The 14,569-nt window shown below is 55.8% G+C and carries 13 protein-coding genes and 1 pseudogene; 9 read left to right on the top strand and 5 right to left on the bottom strand.

Going from position 1 to position 14,569, the window contains the following annotated elements:
- Window positions 1-32: 32 nt before the first annotated feature.
- Complete coding sequence (locus tag KHQ23_RS12910; protein ID WP_004148871.1) at window positions 33-1,454, bottom strand: MFS transporter; 1,422 nt, start codon at window positions 1,452-1,454, stop codon at window positions 33-35.
- Between the two features lie 150 nt (window positions 1,455-1,604).
- Here KHQ23_RS12910 and KHQ23_RS12905 point away from each other — a divergent pair, with 150 nt between their 5' ends.
- The gene (locus tag KHQ23_RS12905) at window positions 1,605-1,856 is read left to right on the top strand and encodes a DUF2766 family protein (RefSeq protein ID WP_002911524.1); all 252 of its coding nucleotides are present in this window, start codon (window positions 1,605-1,607) and stop codon (window positions 1,854-1,856) included.
- Between the two features lie 37 nt (window positions 1,857-1,893).
- Here the strand turns inward: KHQ23_RS12905 and KHQ23_RS12900 are convergent, their stop codons facing one another.
- Window positions 1,894-3,405 (bottom strand): MFS transporter, encoded by a 1,512-nt coding sequence (locus KHQ23_RS12900; RefSeq protein ID WP_002911522.1) that lies wholly within the window; start codon window positions 3,403-3,405, stop codon window positions 1,894-1,896.
- 65 nt (window positions 3,406-3,470) lie between these two features.
- Between KHQ23_RS12900 and KHQ23_RS12895 the strand changes: the two genes are divergently transcribed.
- Window positions 3,471-3,629, top strand: a complete 159-nt coding sequence (locus tag KHQ23_RS12895; RefSeq protein ID WP_004148869.1) for a succinate dehydrogenase — start codon at window positions 3,471-3,473, stop codon at window positions 3,627-3,629.
- A gap of 70 nt (window positions 3,630-3,699) precedes the next feature.
- Here the strand turns inward: KHQ23_RS12895 and KHQ23_RS12890 are convergent, their stop codons facing one another.
- On the bottom strand, window positions 3,700-4,209 hold the full coding sequence (locus tag KHQ23_RS12890; RefSeq protein WP_004175413.1) for a non-heme ferritin-like protein: 510 nt from the start codon (window positions 4,207-4,209) through the stop codon (window positions 3,700-3,702).
- A 434-nt stretch (window positions 4,210-4,643) separates the two neighbouring features.
- Window positions 4,644-4,739: pseudogene (locus tag KHQ23_RS12885) on the bottom strand (hypothetical protein); the annotation flags it as partial.
- 361 nt (window positions 4,740-5,100) lie between these two features.
- On the opposite strand from KHQ23_RS12885, the gene KHQ23_RS12880 reads away from it, so the two are divergent.
- The 5 genes from KHQ23_RS12880 to otsA all read left to right on the top strand — a co-directional run bounded on the left by KHQ23_RS12880 (window position 5,101) and on the right by otsA (window position 11,002).
- Entirely contained in the window at window positions 5,101-6,081 is a 981-nt protein-coding gene (locus KHQ23_RS12880; RefSeq protein WP_002911518.1) for an arabinose ABC transporter substrate-binding protein, read from the top strand.
- A 62-nt stretch (window positions 6,082-6,143) separates the two neighbouring features.
- On the top strand, window positions 6,144-7,658 hold the full coding sequence (araG, locus tag KHQ23_RS12875) for an L-arabinose ABC transporter ATP-binding protein AraG (RefSeq protein WP_002911516.1): 1,515 nt from the start codon (window positions 6,144-6,146) through the stop codon (window positions 7,656-7,658).
- Window positions 7,659-7,672: 14 nt separating this feature from the next.
- Window positions 7,673-8,653: an L-arabinose ABC transporter permease AraH gene (araH, locus tag KHQ23_RS12870; RefSeq protein ID WP_002911507.1), complete on the top strand. Its 981-nt coding sequence runs from the start codon at window positions 7,673-7,675 to the stop codon at window positions 8,651-8,653.
- A gap of 161 nt (window positions 8,654-8,814) precedes the next feature.
- Window positions 8,815-9,603 carry a trehalose-phosphatase gene (gene otsB / locus KHQ23_RS12865; RefSeq protein WP_032434779.1) on the top strand — a complete coding sequence of 263 codons (789 nt, stop codon included), beginning with the start codon at window positions 8,815-8,817 and terminating at the stop codon, window positions 9,601-9,603.
- Window positions 9,578-11,002 (top strand): alpha,alpha-trehalose-phosphate synthase, encoded by a 1,425-nt coding sequence (gene otsA / locus KHQ23_RS12860; RefSeq protein ID WP_004175414.1) that lies wholly within the window; start codon window positions 9,578-9,580, stop codon window positions 11,000-11,002. The genes otsB and otsA overlap by 26 nt, the downstream gene beginning before the upstream one ends.
- Window positions 11,003-11,025: 23 nt before the next feature.
- On the opposite strand, the gene uspC is transcribed toward otsA, so the two are convergent.
- A complete protein-coding gene (uspC, locus tag KHQ23_RS12855) occupies window positions 11,026-11,454 on the bottom strand; it encodes a universal stress protein UspC (RefSeq protein ID WP_004175415.1) in 429 nt (142 codons plus the stop codon).
- A gap of 353 nt (window positions 11,455-11,807) precedes the next feature.
- Here uspC and KHQ23_RS12850 point away from each other — a divergent pair, with 353 nt between their 5' ends.
- Both KHQ23_RS12850 and KHQ23_RS12845 read left to right on the top strand, forming a co-directional pair.
- Window positions 11,808-13,391 (top strand): MFS transporter, encoded by a 1,584-nt coding sequence (locus KHQ23_RS12850; RefSeq protein WP_002911499.1) that lies wholly within the window; start codon window positions 11,808-11,810, stop codon window positions 13,389-13,391.
- Between the two features lie 4 nt (window positions 13,392-13,395).
- The gene (locus tag KHQ23_RS12845; protein ID WP_002911497.1) at window positions 13,396-14,535 is read left to right on the top strand and encodes a glycoside hydrolase family 105 protein; all 1,140 of its coding nucleotides are present in this window, start codon (window positions 13,396-13,398) and stop codon (window positions 14,533-14,535) included.
- The last annotated feature ends 34 nt before the right edge of the window (window positions 14,536-14,569 follow it).

Here is a 14,569-nt window from a genome sequence, read left to right as displayed (position 1 = left end):
GCCGCTGGCCCTTCCGTCGTTTATTTTTTCTTCTATTTCTTCTTCTCCGACACGCTGCTGCCGGCCGTTTTGGCCAGATGCAGGCTGTCGATCATCCCTACCAGACATATCAAGGCGATAAACACAAACGACAGGCGGAAGCTGATCCCCGGTAGTTCAGTAAGATGCAGCCAGTCGCCGACCTGCTCGCCCAGGCGAATGCCAATCGCCCCGAGCGTGATCCCCAGCCCTACCGCCAGCTGCGACGCGGTACTGAACAGCGTATTAGCATCACTCATCTGCGCGGCGGGGACATCGGCGAAGGCCAGCGTGCTTACACCGGTAAACTGGATTGAGCGAAACACCCCGCCGAGATAAAGGATCAGCATGATGGCCCAGACCGGCGTCTGCGGCGTAAGCAGCGCGCAAGCCAGCAGCGAACAGACGTTCAACGCGCCATTGATCAGCAGTAGCCGACGAAAGCCCAGCCAGCGAATGAGCGGTGTGGTGGCGGGTTTAATGGTTAAATTACCGACAAACACCGCCAGCACCAGCAGGCCGGAATGAAAAGGATCCATACCGAATCCCACCTGGAACAGCAGGGGGAGCAGAAAAGGCACCGCGCTGATGGAGGCCCGGAACAACGAGCCGCCGTACATTGTCACCCGGAACGTCGGCACCTGCAGGGCGTCGAGACGAACCATAGGCGCCGCCGCCCGGCGGAAATGACGAATGGAATATAACAGACAGCCGAAGCCAAGCGCGGCGAGAGCCAGCGTTGGCCAGATCTGCGGCTGGCGATCGCCGAGCCGCTCCATCGCGGTCACCAGACTGACCATCGCGACCGAGGTAGTGATAAATCCGCTGAGATCGAAGGAGCGCCGTTCCGTTTCGCGAATATCAGGGATAATGCGCAGCGAAAGGATGATGGCGGCAAGGCCCAGCGGGACATTGATAAAGAAGATCCAGTGCCAGCTGGCGTAGCGGGTTATAAAGCCGCCCAAAGGCGGGCCGATAATGGGGGCCACCAGCGCCGGCCAGGTCAGGGTGGCGATGGCCTTGATCAGCTGGTGTTTCGGCGTGGTGCGTAGCACCGCAAGGCGACCAACGGGGACCATCAGCGCGCCGCCGACTCCCTGAAGGATACGCATGGCGACAAAGATATGCACCTCGGTGGAGAGGCCGCAGAAGACCGAGGCAAGGGTAAAGATCGCCAGGGCGAGAGTAAAAATAGCCCGGGCGCCGAAGCGATCGGCGATCCAGCCGCTGGCCGGGATCAGGACCGCAAGGGTAATCAGATAGGCGCTGATGCCGATATTCAGTTCGACCGCGGTGACGCCAAAATCCCTCGCCATATCGGGCAGGGCGGTGGCGATCACCGTCCCGTCGAGAAACTCCATAAAAAAGGCACCGGCCACCAGCAGCGCCGGCGCTGAAAAAGCACGTTCATCGCGGGAAGAGATCGCGGTATTCATGTTGTCACTGCCATCAAGAGTGTGATCCTGTGCAAAGCGGCAGGAGACGACCCGCCAGCCAGTAGGGTAGATAAAAAAACCTGCGACGGCAGGTTTTATTATCGTTAACGATTTAGGGTACTATTACGCTCCTGAAAAAAGGAGTAATTAATGTCTCAACATCTTACCGAACACGACGAGCTGGTTTCCGATGTGGTTGCCTGCCAGCTGGTTATCAAACAGATCCTCGATGTCATTGACGTCATTGCGCCGGTGGAAGTGCGTGAAAAAATGACCACTCAGCTGAAAGCTATCGACTTCGCCAGCCATCCGGCTTCTGCCGATCCGGTGACCCTTCGCGCGGTGCAAAAAGCGATCGCGTTGATTGAGCTGAAGTTTACTCCACAGGAAGAAACGCATTAATACCAGGCCTCGCCGGATACCGGCGGGGCCTTCTTCTTTAATGGGAAACGACGGTCTGCGCAGGCGCAGGGGCAGCATCTTTGAACAATTTGCTGTTGCCCCAGCACTCTTCGTAGCGATGGCCGACCAGATCCTCCACGATAACCCGCACGTCCGGCGCAATATCGCTAATTTTGCCGCCCGCTTTTATCCGCGCGACTTCCTGCAGCACCACCAGATGGGCCTTCCGGTCCAGCTTCATCTGCTTGCTGAAGACGATGGCGGCCAGGGCTAATGCGATCACCCCGACGCAGAATACCACTGCGATAGCGGTCACCGCGCTTTCCGGTTGGCTGTGCGCTTTTGACTGGAAACCGTAGAAGCTCAGGATCGCCCCCATCGAGAACACCACAATCGAGCGCAGAATTTTTCCTGAGAAGGTCATGGCGCCGGCATAGATCCCTTCCCGCCGGCGTCCGGTGTAGATCTCATCGACATCGGCCAGGAAGGTGTAAACGGTCCAGGGTATATAGTAAACCCCGCCGGTACCCAGGCCGAACAGCACGGTAATGCCGAACATCAGCACTGTCGCCAGGCCGGACGGTAGATGGAAAAACCACAGCGAGGTATACAGCAGAACCGCGAAAATGACGATCCCCAGCGCCAGGATATAGGGTTTGCTGAAGCCCTTTTTCACGCACAGGCCGATAAACAGCGCCGTAGAGATCAGCTGCAGAATCGAGTTCAGGCTGTTCAGCCCGGCCACCATCGCTGGATCGTGTTGTAGAACGAAGATCACGAAATAGGTGAAGATGGAGGCAAACAGCCATTCCGCGCCAAAGCCGCACAGGTACATACCAAGATGTTTGCGGAATACGCGTAGATAAAAAGTCGAACGCATATCTTTCGCCAGCGACAGCAGGGTGCTCAGCAGTCCTTTTTTCGCGCTGGTTTCCACCTCTTCCCCGCGCTCACGCTCCCAGCTGCACAACCACAGGCAGGAAATAGCGACGATCAGGATCGCGCCATAGGTCAGACCGGTGAGGAAGAAAGGGGTGGCAGAATCTTTGCCATACAGCAGAATGAACTGGCCGGGAATAAACGCCGCGAGGAAGTTGGCCAGCTTACCAAAGATAGCTTTATAGCCGGTCAGTTTTGAACGCAGTGAGAAATCATCGGTCATCTCTGTCGCCAGCGTTTCATAAGGCACCATGATAGAGGTGTAGATGATCTCAAACACCACATAGGTGCTAAGGTAGTACCAGAAACTCAGGCCTTCCACCCACAGCAGCGGGTAGAACATCATCAGCGGAATACCGATTAGCAGAAAGAAACGCCGGCGGCCGAAGCGCTTGCCCAAACGCGTTTTGCCAAAATTATCCGTCAGATAGCCCATCAGCGGGTTGCTGATAGCGTCAATGATGCTGGCGACGGAGAAGATAAATGAGGCCTCGATCAGCGTCAGGCCGCAAAAGGTCGTATAAAAATAGAGTAGCCATGCGCCGCTTATCGCCAGTGCGCCGCTCCCTAACAGATTTCCGCCGCCGTAGGCTAACTGATGGCGTAACAAGATCGGTCTTCCCTGCAGCCCTTCAGAGGCTGAAGCCGTGTATCTAGCCATAAAAAATAAACCTCGTGTTTTATATTTTTGAAACACTGTTTTTATATTTCTTTATGGTTCGTCAAAAAGTGACCGCGCTCACTAATCCCCCTTATGGGGTAACGGTGATGAGGGAATGGGATCGAGTTAAAACTTTTTTATTCTTGAAAGGAATAATAGGGGAGAAAAAATAGACGTAATGGATTAATAAACCGGGCGGGGCAGCGCAGACGCGCTCCCCCTGGCAGAGCGATAAAGGCTTGATTAATGCGCTTTCTGCGCTTCTCCAACGATAGCCATCAGACGCCGATCGGTCTGCTCCATCCCGAGACCGGCTTTATCGGCATTACGAATTTCCTCAAGCACGCTTTGCAATAGCAGGCCATCCTGCTGCTGCTCTTCCGCCAACAGCGTGAGAAACCGCCAGGTGCTGTCATCGCTTTGCGCTTTGGCTTCCTGAGCGAGACCGCTCAGCAGACGACTGCGCTGTTGGTAATCGCTCAGGGTTTGGGTAAACAGATCTTCCAGCGAGGTGCACTCAGGGTTACAGGCGTGGTCGGGATTGACGATCGGCCAGCTGCCGGCTTTTTTCAGGTAGTCAAATACGCGCATAGTGAGGGTGATGCTGCTTTGCGCGCGGGTGCGCAGAAACGTCGCGGCGCCGTCGAAGCGATGTCGGGCGCACCACTCACTTAAGTTCAGGTAAACGTTAGAGGCGTGAAACTCAAGATTCATTTGGGTGTTTAGCTTTTGTGCCATTCCTGGAACTGCCATAAAAAATATCCTTATTAACCGGGAAGGGGTTACTGGTGCGCGTCAGCGGATCCTGCGGATAACTACAAGATAAAATAGTGACACGCGGCACTGTTGCAGAATAATAAAACTCTACACATTCCGTATGAGTCGGGTATTTTTTCCATTTGCCGACGATTTAAGAATACTCGCTCAACGAAATTAAGAAAACTCTCAAGCGCGGTAATTTACGTTTTGTTACACCATTATTTGTGCAAACTACCAGGGCTGAGATTGTGCGCCGTTGGCAGGGGCTCGCTGGTTTCAGATTGGTTATAAGATATAAGTATTTGACTACGAGATTCGTCGTAGAAGAGAACGGAATAAGTTATTTCATTAGTAATGTTTCAGGTTGATGATCATTATTTTTATTTTTTGTTGCAGGTGCTTTTATCAAGAGGAATATATTTTTTCTATTCGGAATAAATTACGCCAAAGATCCGTTTTTTCGCGATATTAAGCGGGCCATGTGGCTCAGCGGTGCGAGGTGGGTTGCCATTTGAGTGGCGCACAGGTGATCGCCCGCAGCAACGCCGTCAATCGCTGATGATAACAGTGCTGTAACCCACCGTTAAACATCCTCTGACAACACAAGGATAAGCCTGCTGATGGTATAGATGATCCTGCTATGCCCCGGTAAAATTGTATGACAATTGTGTCATTTTTTATGTCATTTTTTGCTAAATGTATGTACGCAATTACTGTAATTCCGCGATGTGATAATGCTCTCGTATGGAGAAATAATTTCCGGGTATTACTACTCTAACAACGGCAGTGGGGAATGCGATTTTTCTAATGCCTTGTTTTGATGCCGATTAAATTGTTAATTCCGATTTTTCCCTACATGAAAGCGAATTAAAGCTGGAGTTTACCATGCACAAATTTACTAAAGCGCTGGCGGCCATTGGTCTCGCTGCGGTTATGTCACAATCAGCTATGGCGGAAAATCTTAAACTGGGTTTTCTGGTGAAACAGCCGGAAGAGCCATGGTTTCAGACTGAGTGGAAATTTGCTGATAAAGCAGGAAAAGATTTAGGCTTTGACGTTATTAAAATTGCGGTTCCGGATGGAGAGAAAACCCTGAATGCCATTGACAGCCTAGCGGCCAGCGGCGCGAAGGGCTTTGTCATCTGTACCCCCGATCCCAAGCTCGGGTCGGCGATTGTCGCCAAAGCGCGTGGCTATGACATGAAGGTGATTACCGTCGATGACCAGTTCGTCAATGCGAAGGGCAAACCGATGGAGAGCGTACCGCTGGTGATGATGGCGGCGAGCGAAATTGGCGCCCGTCAGGGGCAGGAACTCTATAAAGAGATGCAAAAGCGCGGCTGGGATGTCAAAGACACCGCCGTAATGGCGATCACCGCCGATGAGCTGGATACCGCGCGCCGTCGCACCACCGGCTCCATCGATGCCCTGAAGGCGGCCGGCTTCCCGGACGCGCAAATCTACCGCGTGCCGACAAAATCCAACGATATCCCGGGAGCGTTCGACGCCGGTAACTCGATGCTGGTCCAACATCCGCAGGTTAAACACTGGCTGATCGTCGGGATGAACGACAACACCGTCCTCGGCGGCGTGCGCGCGACCGAAGGTCAGGGCTTTAAAGCTCCCGATGTGATTGGCATCGGCATCAACGGCGTGGATGCCGTCAACGAACTGTCGAAGGCGCAGCCGACCGGCTTCTATGGTTCTCTGCTGCCAAGCCCGGATATCCACGGCTACAAAACCAGCGAAATGCTCTACAACTGGGTCACCAAGGGCGTCGAGCCGCCGAAGTTCACGGCGGTGACCGATGTGGTGCTGATTACCCGCGATAACTTCAAAGAAGAGCTGGCGAAAAAAGGGCTGTAACAGCCTGATTAAACTGGCCCCCGCCGCGGCGCGGGGGCTGAGTGCAGAAGAGCGGAGTCGTTATGCAACAGTCTACCCCTTATCTCTCATTTCGCGGCATCACCATGACGTTCCCTGGCGTAAAGGCCTTGTCCGATATCAGTTTTGACTGCTACCCAGGACAGATCCACGCGCTGATGGGCGAAAATGGCGCAGGCAAATCGACGCTGTTGAAAATTCTCAGCGGCAACTATATCCCGACCGCGGGCCATCTGCAGATCGGCGGCCAGCAGATGGCATTCGCCAATACCATGGAGGCGCTGAACGCCGGCGTGGCAATCATCTACCAGGAGCTGCATCTGATCCCGGAGATGACCGTCGCCGAAAATATCTATCTCGGTCAGCTGCCGCACAGAGGCGGCATCGTCAATCGCTCGCTGCTCAACTATGAGGCCCGCCTGCAGCTGGAGCATCTGGGTCTGGATATCGACCCGGAGACGCCGCTGAAATATCTCTCCATTGGTCAATGGCAGATGGTGGAGATTGCCAAAGCGCTGGCGCGTAACGCCAAGATTATCGCGTTCGATGAGCCGACCAGCTCGCTCTCCGCCAGAGAGATCGACAACCTGTTTCGCGTCATCCGCGAGTTGCGGGAGGAGGGAAGGGTCATCATCTATGTTTCACACCGGATGGAAGAGATTTTTGCCCTCAGCGATGCCATCACCGTCTTTAAAGATGGCCGCTACGTTTGCACCTTTGACGATATGCCGAGCGTCAGCCACGACGCCCTGGTCCAGGCAATGGTAGGCCGCAATCTGGGCGATATTTATGGCTGGAAGCCTCGCCCCTATGGCGAGGAGCGGCTGCGCCTGGAGGAGGTCAAAGCGCCGGGCGTGCGCACGCCGGTTAGTCTCTCGGTGCGCAGCGGTGAAATTGTCGGTTTGTTCGGACTGGTGGGTGCCGGGCGCAGCGAACTAATGAAAGGCCTGTTTGGCGGCACGCAGATAACCGGCGGTCAGGTGTATATCGATGGCCAGCCCGTCTCCATTCGCAAACCGGCCCAGGCCATCCAGGCCGGGATGATGCTGTGCCCGGAGGATCGTAAAGCGGAGGGGATTATTCCGGTGCATTCCGTGCGCGATAACATCAATATCAGCGCCCGGCGCAAGCATATTCACGCTGGCTGCCTGATCAACAACGCCTGGGAGGCGGACAACGCCGATCAACATATCCAGTCGCTGAATATTAAAACGCCGGGCCCGGAACAGCTGATTATGAACCTGTCGGGCGGCAACCAGCAGAAAGCGATCCTTGGCCGCTGGCTGTCGGAAGAGATGAAGGTGATCCTGCTTGATGAGCCAACCCGCGGCATCGACGTCGGCGCCAAACATGAAATTTACAATGTGATCTATGGCCTCGCCGCCTCCGGTGTCGCCGTGGTGTTTGCCTCCAGCGACCTGCCGGAAGTGCTGGGCGTCGCTGACCGCATCGTGGTGATGCGCGAAGGGCAAATCGCCGGCGAACTGCTGCATGAAGAAGCCAATGAACAGCAGGCGTTAAGCCTTGCGATGCCAACAGTGAGCCAGGCTGTCGCCTGAGTAAGGAGTAAATGATGTCATCAGTGACTACGTCCGGGGCTACCCGCTCAACCTTTAGCTTTGCCCGCATCTGGGATCAGTTTGGCATGCTGGTGGTGTTTGCGGTGCTGTTTATCGGCTGTGTGATTTTTGTGCCCAACTTTGCTTCATTCGTCAATATGAAAGGGCTGGGGCTGGCGATCTCGATGTCCGGGATGGTGGCCTGCGGCATGCTGTTTTGCCTGGCCTCCGGCGATTTTGACCTGTCGGTGGCGTCGGTTATCGCCTGCGCCGGGGTCACCACCGCGGTGGTGATTAATCTCAGCGAAAGCCTGTGGCTGGGGATCGCCGCAGGCCTGTTGCTGGGGGCGCTTAGTGGCCTGGTTAACGGCTTTGTCATTGCGCGCCTTAAGATCAACGCGCTGATCACCACGCTGGCCACCATGCAGATTGTCCGCGGCCTGGCCTATATTATCTCCGACGGCAAAGCGGTGGGGATCGAAGATGAACGTTTCTTCACCCTCGGCTACGCCAACTGGTTTGGTCTGCCAGCGCCGATCTGGCTGACCGTCGCCTGCCTGGTGGTTTTCGGATTATTACTAAACAAAACCACCTTTGGCCGTAATACGCTGGCTATTGGCGGCAATGAAGAGGCGGCGCGCCTGGCCGGCGTCCCGGTGGTGCGCACCAAGATTATTATCTTTGTGCTCTCCGGTCTGGTATCGGCCGCAGCGGGTATCATTCTGGCGTCGCGGATGACCAGCGGCCAGCCGATGACCTCGATTGGCTATGAGCTGATTGTTATTTCGGCCTGCGTGCTGGGCGGGGTGTCGCTGAAGGGCGGGATCGGCAAGATCTCCTACGTGGTGGCCGGGATCCTGATCCTCGGAACCGTGGAAAATGCGATGAACCTGCTGAATATCTCGCCATTCTCACAATACGTCGTGCGAGGGGTGATCCTGCTGGCGGCGGTGATCTTCGACCGCTACAAACAAAAAGCCAAACGTGCGGCCTGAATTTAAACCGAACTTTTTAGTTTACAGAGTAATTGCCGCCAGCGCCCGTTTCGCTGGCGGTAACTATCAAAAATGGCGAGGTTGGTCACACTGTCTATACTTACATGGCTCACATATAATTAACAACCAGCTTCGGCTGGCCATGATAAGGAGGAAACAGGGTGGATAACCAGATATCTGTACCGCCTGCGCTAACCGGAAACTACGCTTTTTTCTTTGACCTCGACGGTACTCTTGCCGATATCCAGCCGCACCCCGATCAGGTGGTGATACCCGACAGCACGCTGCAGGCGCTCAATGCGCTGGCCCAGCAGCAGGGGGGCGCGGTGGCATTGATTTCAGGGCGCTCAATGGCTGAACTTGACGCGCTAACCCATCCCTGGCGGCTACCGCTGGCCGGCGTTCACGGGGCCGAGCGCCGTGATATCAATGGTAAAACCTACATCGTCTCTCTGCCGACAGCGCTGCGCGATGAGATCGCGGCTGAGCTGACGTCGGCGCTGGAAGCGCTCCCGGGATGTGAGCTGGAGAGTAAAGAGATGGCTTTCGCGCTCCACTATCGCCAGGCCCCGCAGCAGCAGAGCGCCGTGCTGGAGCTGGCGCAGCGGATTGTTCAGCGCTATCCGCTGCTGTCGTTACAGCTTGGCAAGTGCGTGGTGGAGATTAAACCCCGCGGCGTCAACAAAGGGGAGGCGATTACCGCGTTCATGCAGGAGGCGCCATTCGCCGGCCGCGAACCGGTTTTTGTCGGCGATGATTTGACCGACGAGGCGGGATTCAGCGTCGTTAATCAACTGCAGGGAATGTCGGTAAAAGTTGGCGCCGGGGAAACTCAGGCGCACTGGCGGTTGGCGGATGCCGCCGCTGTAAGGACGTGGTTGCAACATCTGGCGTATGACGCGCAAACCGAAAGGAGGGATGACCATGAGTCGTTTAGTCGTAGTCTCTAACCGTATCGCCTTACCGGACGATAAAAAATCGAGCGCTGGCGGTCTGGCCGTCGGCATCCTGGGGGCACTGAGAGCGGCGGGGGGTCTGTGGTTTGGCTGGAGCGGCGAGATTGGCGATGACCAGCAGCCGCTCAAGCAGGTCTCCCGCGGGAATATTTCCTGGGCGTCGTTCAACCTTAATGAACGGGACCATGATGAATACTACAACCAGTTCTCTAACGCCGTGCTGTGGCCGGCTTTCCACTATCGCCTTGATCTGGTCAGCTTTCAGCGCGAAGCCTGGGAGGGATATCTGCGGGTTAACGCCATGCTGGCGGACAAGCTTCTGCCGCTGATTGAGCCAGACGATACGCTGTGGATCCATGATTACCATCTTCTGCCCTTCGCCAGCGAGCTGCGCAAGCGCGGGGTGAACAATCGCATCGGGTTTTTCTTACATATTCCGTTCCCGACGCCGGAGATTTTTAACGCTCTGCCGCCGCACGCTGAGCTGCTGGAGCAACTGTGCGATTACGATCTGCTGGGCTTCCAGACCGAAAGCGACAGAACCGCTTTTCTCGACAGCATTGCTATGCAGACTCGCCTATCCGACCTCGGCGATAAACGCTATCAGGCATGGGGTAAGGCGTTCAGTACCGAGGTTTATCCGATAGGGATCGATCCGGACGAAATTACGCGCAACGCTAAAGGTCCGCTGCCGCCGAAGCTGGCCCAGCTGAAGAACGAGCTGAAAAATGTGAAGAATATCTTCTCCGTGGAGCGTCTTGACTATTCGAAAGGGTTGCCGGAGCGATTCCTCGCCTACGAGACGCTGCTCGAGAAGTACCCTCAGCACCACGGCAAAATCCGTTATACCCAGATCGCGCCGACCTCCCGCGGCGATGTGCAGGCCTATCAGGATATCCGCCACCAGCTGGAAACCGCAGCCGGACGCATCAACGGACAGTTTGGTCAGCTTGGCTGGACACCGCTCTACTATCTGAATCAGCATTTTGATCGTAAGCTGCTGATGAAGGTCTTCCGCTACTCTGACGTCGGGCTGGTGACGCCGCTACGCGATGGTATGAATCTGGTGGCGAAGGAGTACGTCGCGGCGCAGGATCCGGATAACCCTGGCGTACTGGTCCTGTCGCAGTTTGCCGGGGCGGCGCAGGAGCTGACCAGCGCCCTGATCGTCAATCCTTACGATCGCGACGAGGTTGCCGCCGCGCTGGATCGCGCGCTCAGCATGCCGCTGGCGGAACGTATCGCCCGTCATTCAGCGATGCTGGACGTGATCAGAGAAAATGATATTCATAACTGGCAGGCGCGCTTTGTCGAGGATCTGCAGCATATTTCACCGCGCAGCGAGGAGAGCCGTCTGCGGGGGAAGATAGCCACCTTCCCTAAACTGGCCTAGTTCAGGAAAAGGGCTAACCGGCGTTAGCCCTTTTCAAGGGAAACCAACAGGACATCAACGCCGCAGCTGCCGACGATATTTTTCGCCGAGCAGGTGGCGCGTGAGAAGAGGGAATGGTTGTGATTGCCGCAGATCACCAGATCAACACGGTGCGAGCGGCAGAAGTCCTTAATATGATGGCCTAGCTCGCCGCAGGCGATGGTCATTCTTTCTATTGGGTAGTCCGCGTGGCGAGCCAGCTCATTGAGAAACTCCCGCGTCTCTTCCTGCATCACTTCGCGCAGATTTTCCATCATCGGTGCGGCGAACTGGTTATACAGCTCCGGATCCGTAGCGAGAGTGATTAAGCTCACCTTCGCGTTAACGGGGCGGGCTATCGACACCGCTTTTTTAATTAATACCTGACTCTCCGGCGTTGGCGCGACGGCAACCAGCAGATGGGTATAAGGCATCTGGCCTCCTTGAGATACGCGGAATAACCCTTTCTTCCATTCTTTACTCCTGTTTCCCCGACTGCGCAAGGGCCGATCCCGGGATTTGCGAGCCTGTTCGTTAGTCGGCGACCTTCCAGCCAGATCACATCAATGAACCTGTCTTTTGATTAAAAAGAAATGCTGTTTTATAAATGAGTGAAGTGGCGACGTCATCTCTTTGTCATTTTGCCACCGGCGACTGTTCCGTGGCAAAAGTACAAAGGTAACCTCCTTTCACAGCTTTTAGTGTAGCCAGGTACCCACTCCCTTCCGGTGGCAAATCCGGAACGATTGTCGGCGTTCTTTTAAAAAAAAGACACAGGATCACGGCGATGAAAACACGAAAAATTGGACTGGCTAACTATCTGGCCTACGGCGCGGGCGATTTTCTCGGCGCCGGCACGACGGCGCTAACCGCCGCATGGCTGCTCTACTTTTACACGACCTTTTGCGGACTGACCCCGATTGAGGCCACGCTTATTTTTGCTGCCGCCCGCGTGCTGGACGCGGTGGTAAGCCCGCTGATGGGCTTTCTCACCGATAACTTTGGCACCACCTGGCTTGGTAAGCGCTTCGGCCGCAGAAAATTCTTTATTCTGCTCGGCATCCCCTGCGTATTCAGCTATTCAGCGATGTGGGTCGGCGAGATGGGCTTCTGGTACTACCTGGCGACCTATCTGCTGTTTGATATGGTCTATACCATGATTCTGGTGCCCTATGAGACGCTGGTGCCGGAGATGACCGATGACTTTAAACAGAAAACCAAATTCTCCGGCGCGCGCATTTCGATGGCGCAGATGTCGGCGATTTTAGCCTCCTTCCTGCCGGGGATCCTTCTCTCCTGGCTCGGCAAAGATAATGCCAGCTCGTTCTTCTATGCCAGTCTGGTGTTCTCGGTGCTGTGCGCGGTGATGCTGACTCTGGTCTGGTGTTTCACCTGGGAACGACCGCGGGAGGCGTGGTCGGAAGCGGCCCTGCGGGCGGAAGCGGAAAAACAAAACTTAACCCTTGCTCAGAGCCTCAATCGCCTGGTGATTGAGCTGAGTTCTACGCTGCGGATAAAAATTTTCCGCCAGCACCTCGGCATGTATCTGGGGGGCTATATCGCCCAGGACGTCTTCAATGCCGTGTTTACCTATTACGTGGTCTTTGTTCTGATGCAGGAAGCCGCCGTCGCCTCGAACCTGCTGGGGACGATGGCCATCTTCCAGTTTATTGCAGTAATCGCCATGATCCCGCTGTGCATTCGTTTTGGCCCCGCGCCGTCGTACCGCATGGTGGTGGTCCTGTTTGGCCTGAGCTCACTCTCCTACGCGCTGCTCTATTACGCCGGACTGAGCGACGTCTATTCCTTATTGCTGCTCATCTCTGCTGTCGCCGGACTGGGACGCGGCGGGATAAATTACGTACCGTGGAATACCTACACCTATATTGCCGACGTCGACGAAGCGATCACCGGCCAGCGCCGGGAGGGGATTTTTGCCGGCATCATGACTCTGACCCGCAAAGCCTCGCAGGCGGGGGCGGTGATGCTGGTGGGGATCATTATGCAGTTGTCGGGGTTTGTTTCCGGGCAAAAAATACAGCCTGAAGGGGTCAGCCATACCATTCTGCTGATCCTCAGCGTCGGCACTCTGGTGGTGTTAGCCTGCGGCTTCCTCGTCTCGCTGCGCTTCAAGCTCAACCTGCACACCCACAGCGTCCTGCGCAGCGAGACCCTCAGAATGCGCGAGCTCGGCTACGCTCAGTCGGAACAGACCAGTGCGGAACACCGCGCGGTGGTCGAGCTGCTGGCGGGGATGCCTTACGACTGTCTGTGGGGCAATAACAATATTGGCTATCTGAATCGTCATAAACCTGCTGCCCCGGCGCTCATTAAGGGCGGCGCTTTGAATTCGACATATACCCGAGGTTAACAACATGAAAGTTTGGCCGGTCAAACATAGCCCATTACTGCGTCAGCCTGAGCGTTTTATCGCCCGTAGCGAACTGCAGGCGCTGATCCGCAACGTGACGCAAAACCTGGTGAATATTAAGGATGAGAGCGGGCAATTTTTACTACGCCTGGATGACGGGCGCGTGATCGATACCAAAGGCTGGGCCGGCTGGGAGTGGACCCACGGCGTTGGGCTGTACGGCATCTATCAGTATTACCAGCAAACCGGCGATATCGAGATGCGTGATATCATCGATCGCTGGTTTGCCGACCGCTTCGCCGAGGGAGCAACGACCAAAAACGTCAATACTATGGCCCCGTTTCTGACCCTGGCTTACCGCTTTGAAGAGACCGGCCGTATGGCGTATCTGCCGTGGCTGGAGAGCTGGGCGGAGTGGGCGATGCACGAGATGCCGCGCACCGAGCAGGGCGGTATGCAGCACATGACTCTGGCGGAGGAGAACCATCAGCAAATGTGGGATGACACGCTGATGATGACCGTGTTGCCGTTAGCCAAAATTGGCAAGCTGCTTAACCGCCCCCAGTATGTGGAGGAGGCAACCTACCAGTTCCTGCTCCATGTGCAGAACCTGATGGACCGGGAGACCGGGCTGTGGTTTCACGGCTGGAACTATGAGGGGCGGCATAACTTTGCCCGGGCGCGTTGGGCGCGGGGCAACAGCTGGCTCACCATGGTGATCCCGGATTTTCTGGAACTGGTGGATCTCCCCGAGGGGAACGCGGTACGGCGCTATCTGATTACAGTCCTCGACGCACAGATTGCCGCCTTAGCAGAATGCCAGGACGACAGCGGCCTGTGGCATACCTTGCTGGACGACCCGCACTCTTATCTTGAGGCCTCGGCGACCGCCGGCTTTGCCTACGGGATTCTCAAAGCGGTGCGCAAGCGTTACGTCGGGCAGCACTACGCCGGGGTGGCTGAAAAAGCGATTCGCGGGATTGTGCAGAATATTTCGCCGCAGGGGGAGCTGCTGCAGACCTCATTTGGCACCGGGATGGGGTCAGACCTCGACTTTTATCGCCAGATCCCGCTTACCTCGATGCCCTACGGTCAGGCGATGGCGATCCTTTGTCTGACGGAGTATCTACGCAAGTACTTCTGAGCAGGGCGCCCCGCTGGCGAGGCGCCGAATAAAA

Source organism: Klebsiella sp. 64, assembly GCF_018223915.1.
In the GTDB taxonomy this organism is placed as follows: Bacteria; Pseudomonadota; Gammaproteobacteria; order Enterobacterales; family Enterobacteriaceae; genus Klebsiella; species Klebsiella pneumoniae.
The sequence above is the reverse complement of the archived record's forward strand: the minus strand, read 5'-3'. Positions and strand labels throughout refer to the sequence as shown.

What these genes read in the sequence shown, in the direction of transcription:
- KHQ23_RS12890 (WP_004175413.1), bottom strand. Translation starts at nt 4,209, where the DNA reads ATGGCAGTTCCAGGAATGGCACAAAAGCTAAACACCCAAATGAATCTT.
- KHQ23_RS12910 (WP_004148871.1), bottom strand. Translation starts at nt 1,454, where the DNA reads ATGAATACCGCGATCTCTTCCCGCGATGAACGTGCTTTTTCAGCGCCG.
- KHQ23_RS12880 (WP_002911518.1), top strand. Translation starts at nt 5,101, where the DNA reads ATGCACAAATTTACTAAAGCGCTGGCGGCCATTGGTCTCGCTGCGGTT.
- araG (WP_002911516.1), top strand. Translation starts at nt 6,144, where the DNA reads ATGCAACAGTCTACCCCTTATCTCTCATTTCGCGGCATCACCATGACG.
- araH (WP_002911507.1), top strand. Translation starts at nt 7,673, where the DNA reads ATGTCATCAGTGACTACGTCCGGGGCTACCCGCTCAACCTTTAGCTTT.
- KHQ23_RS12905 (WP_002911524.1), top strand. Translation starts at nt 1,605, where the DNA reads ATGTCTCAACATCTTACCGAACACGACGAGCTGGTTTCCGATGTGGTT.
- KHQ23_RS12845 (WP_002911497.1), top strand. Translation starts at nt 13,396, where the DNA reads ATGAAAGTTTGGCCGGTCAAACATAGCCCATTACTGCGTCAGCCTGAG.
- KHQ23_RS12850 (WP_002911499.1), top strand. Translation starts at nt 11,808, where the DNA reads ATGAAAACACGAAAAATTGGACTGGCTAACTATCTGGCCTACGGCGCG.
- otsA (WP_004175414.1), top strand. Translation starts at nt 9,578, where the DNA reads ATGAGTCGTTTAGTCGTAGTCTCTAACCGTATCGCCTTACCGGACGAT.
- uspC (WP_004175415.1), bottom strand. Translation starts at nt 11,454, where the DNA reads ATGCCTTATACCCATCTGCTGGTTGCCGTCGCGCCAACGCCGGAGAGT.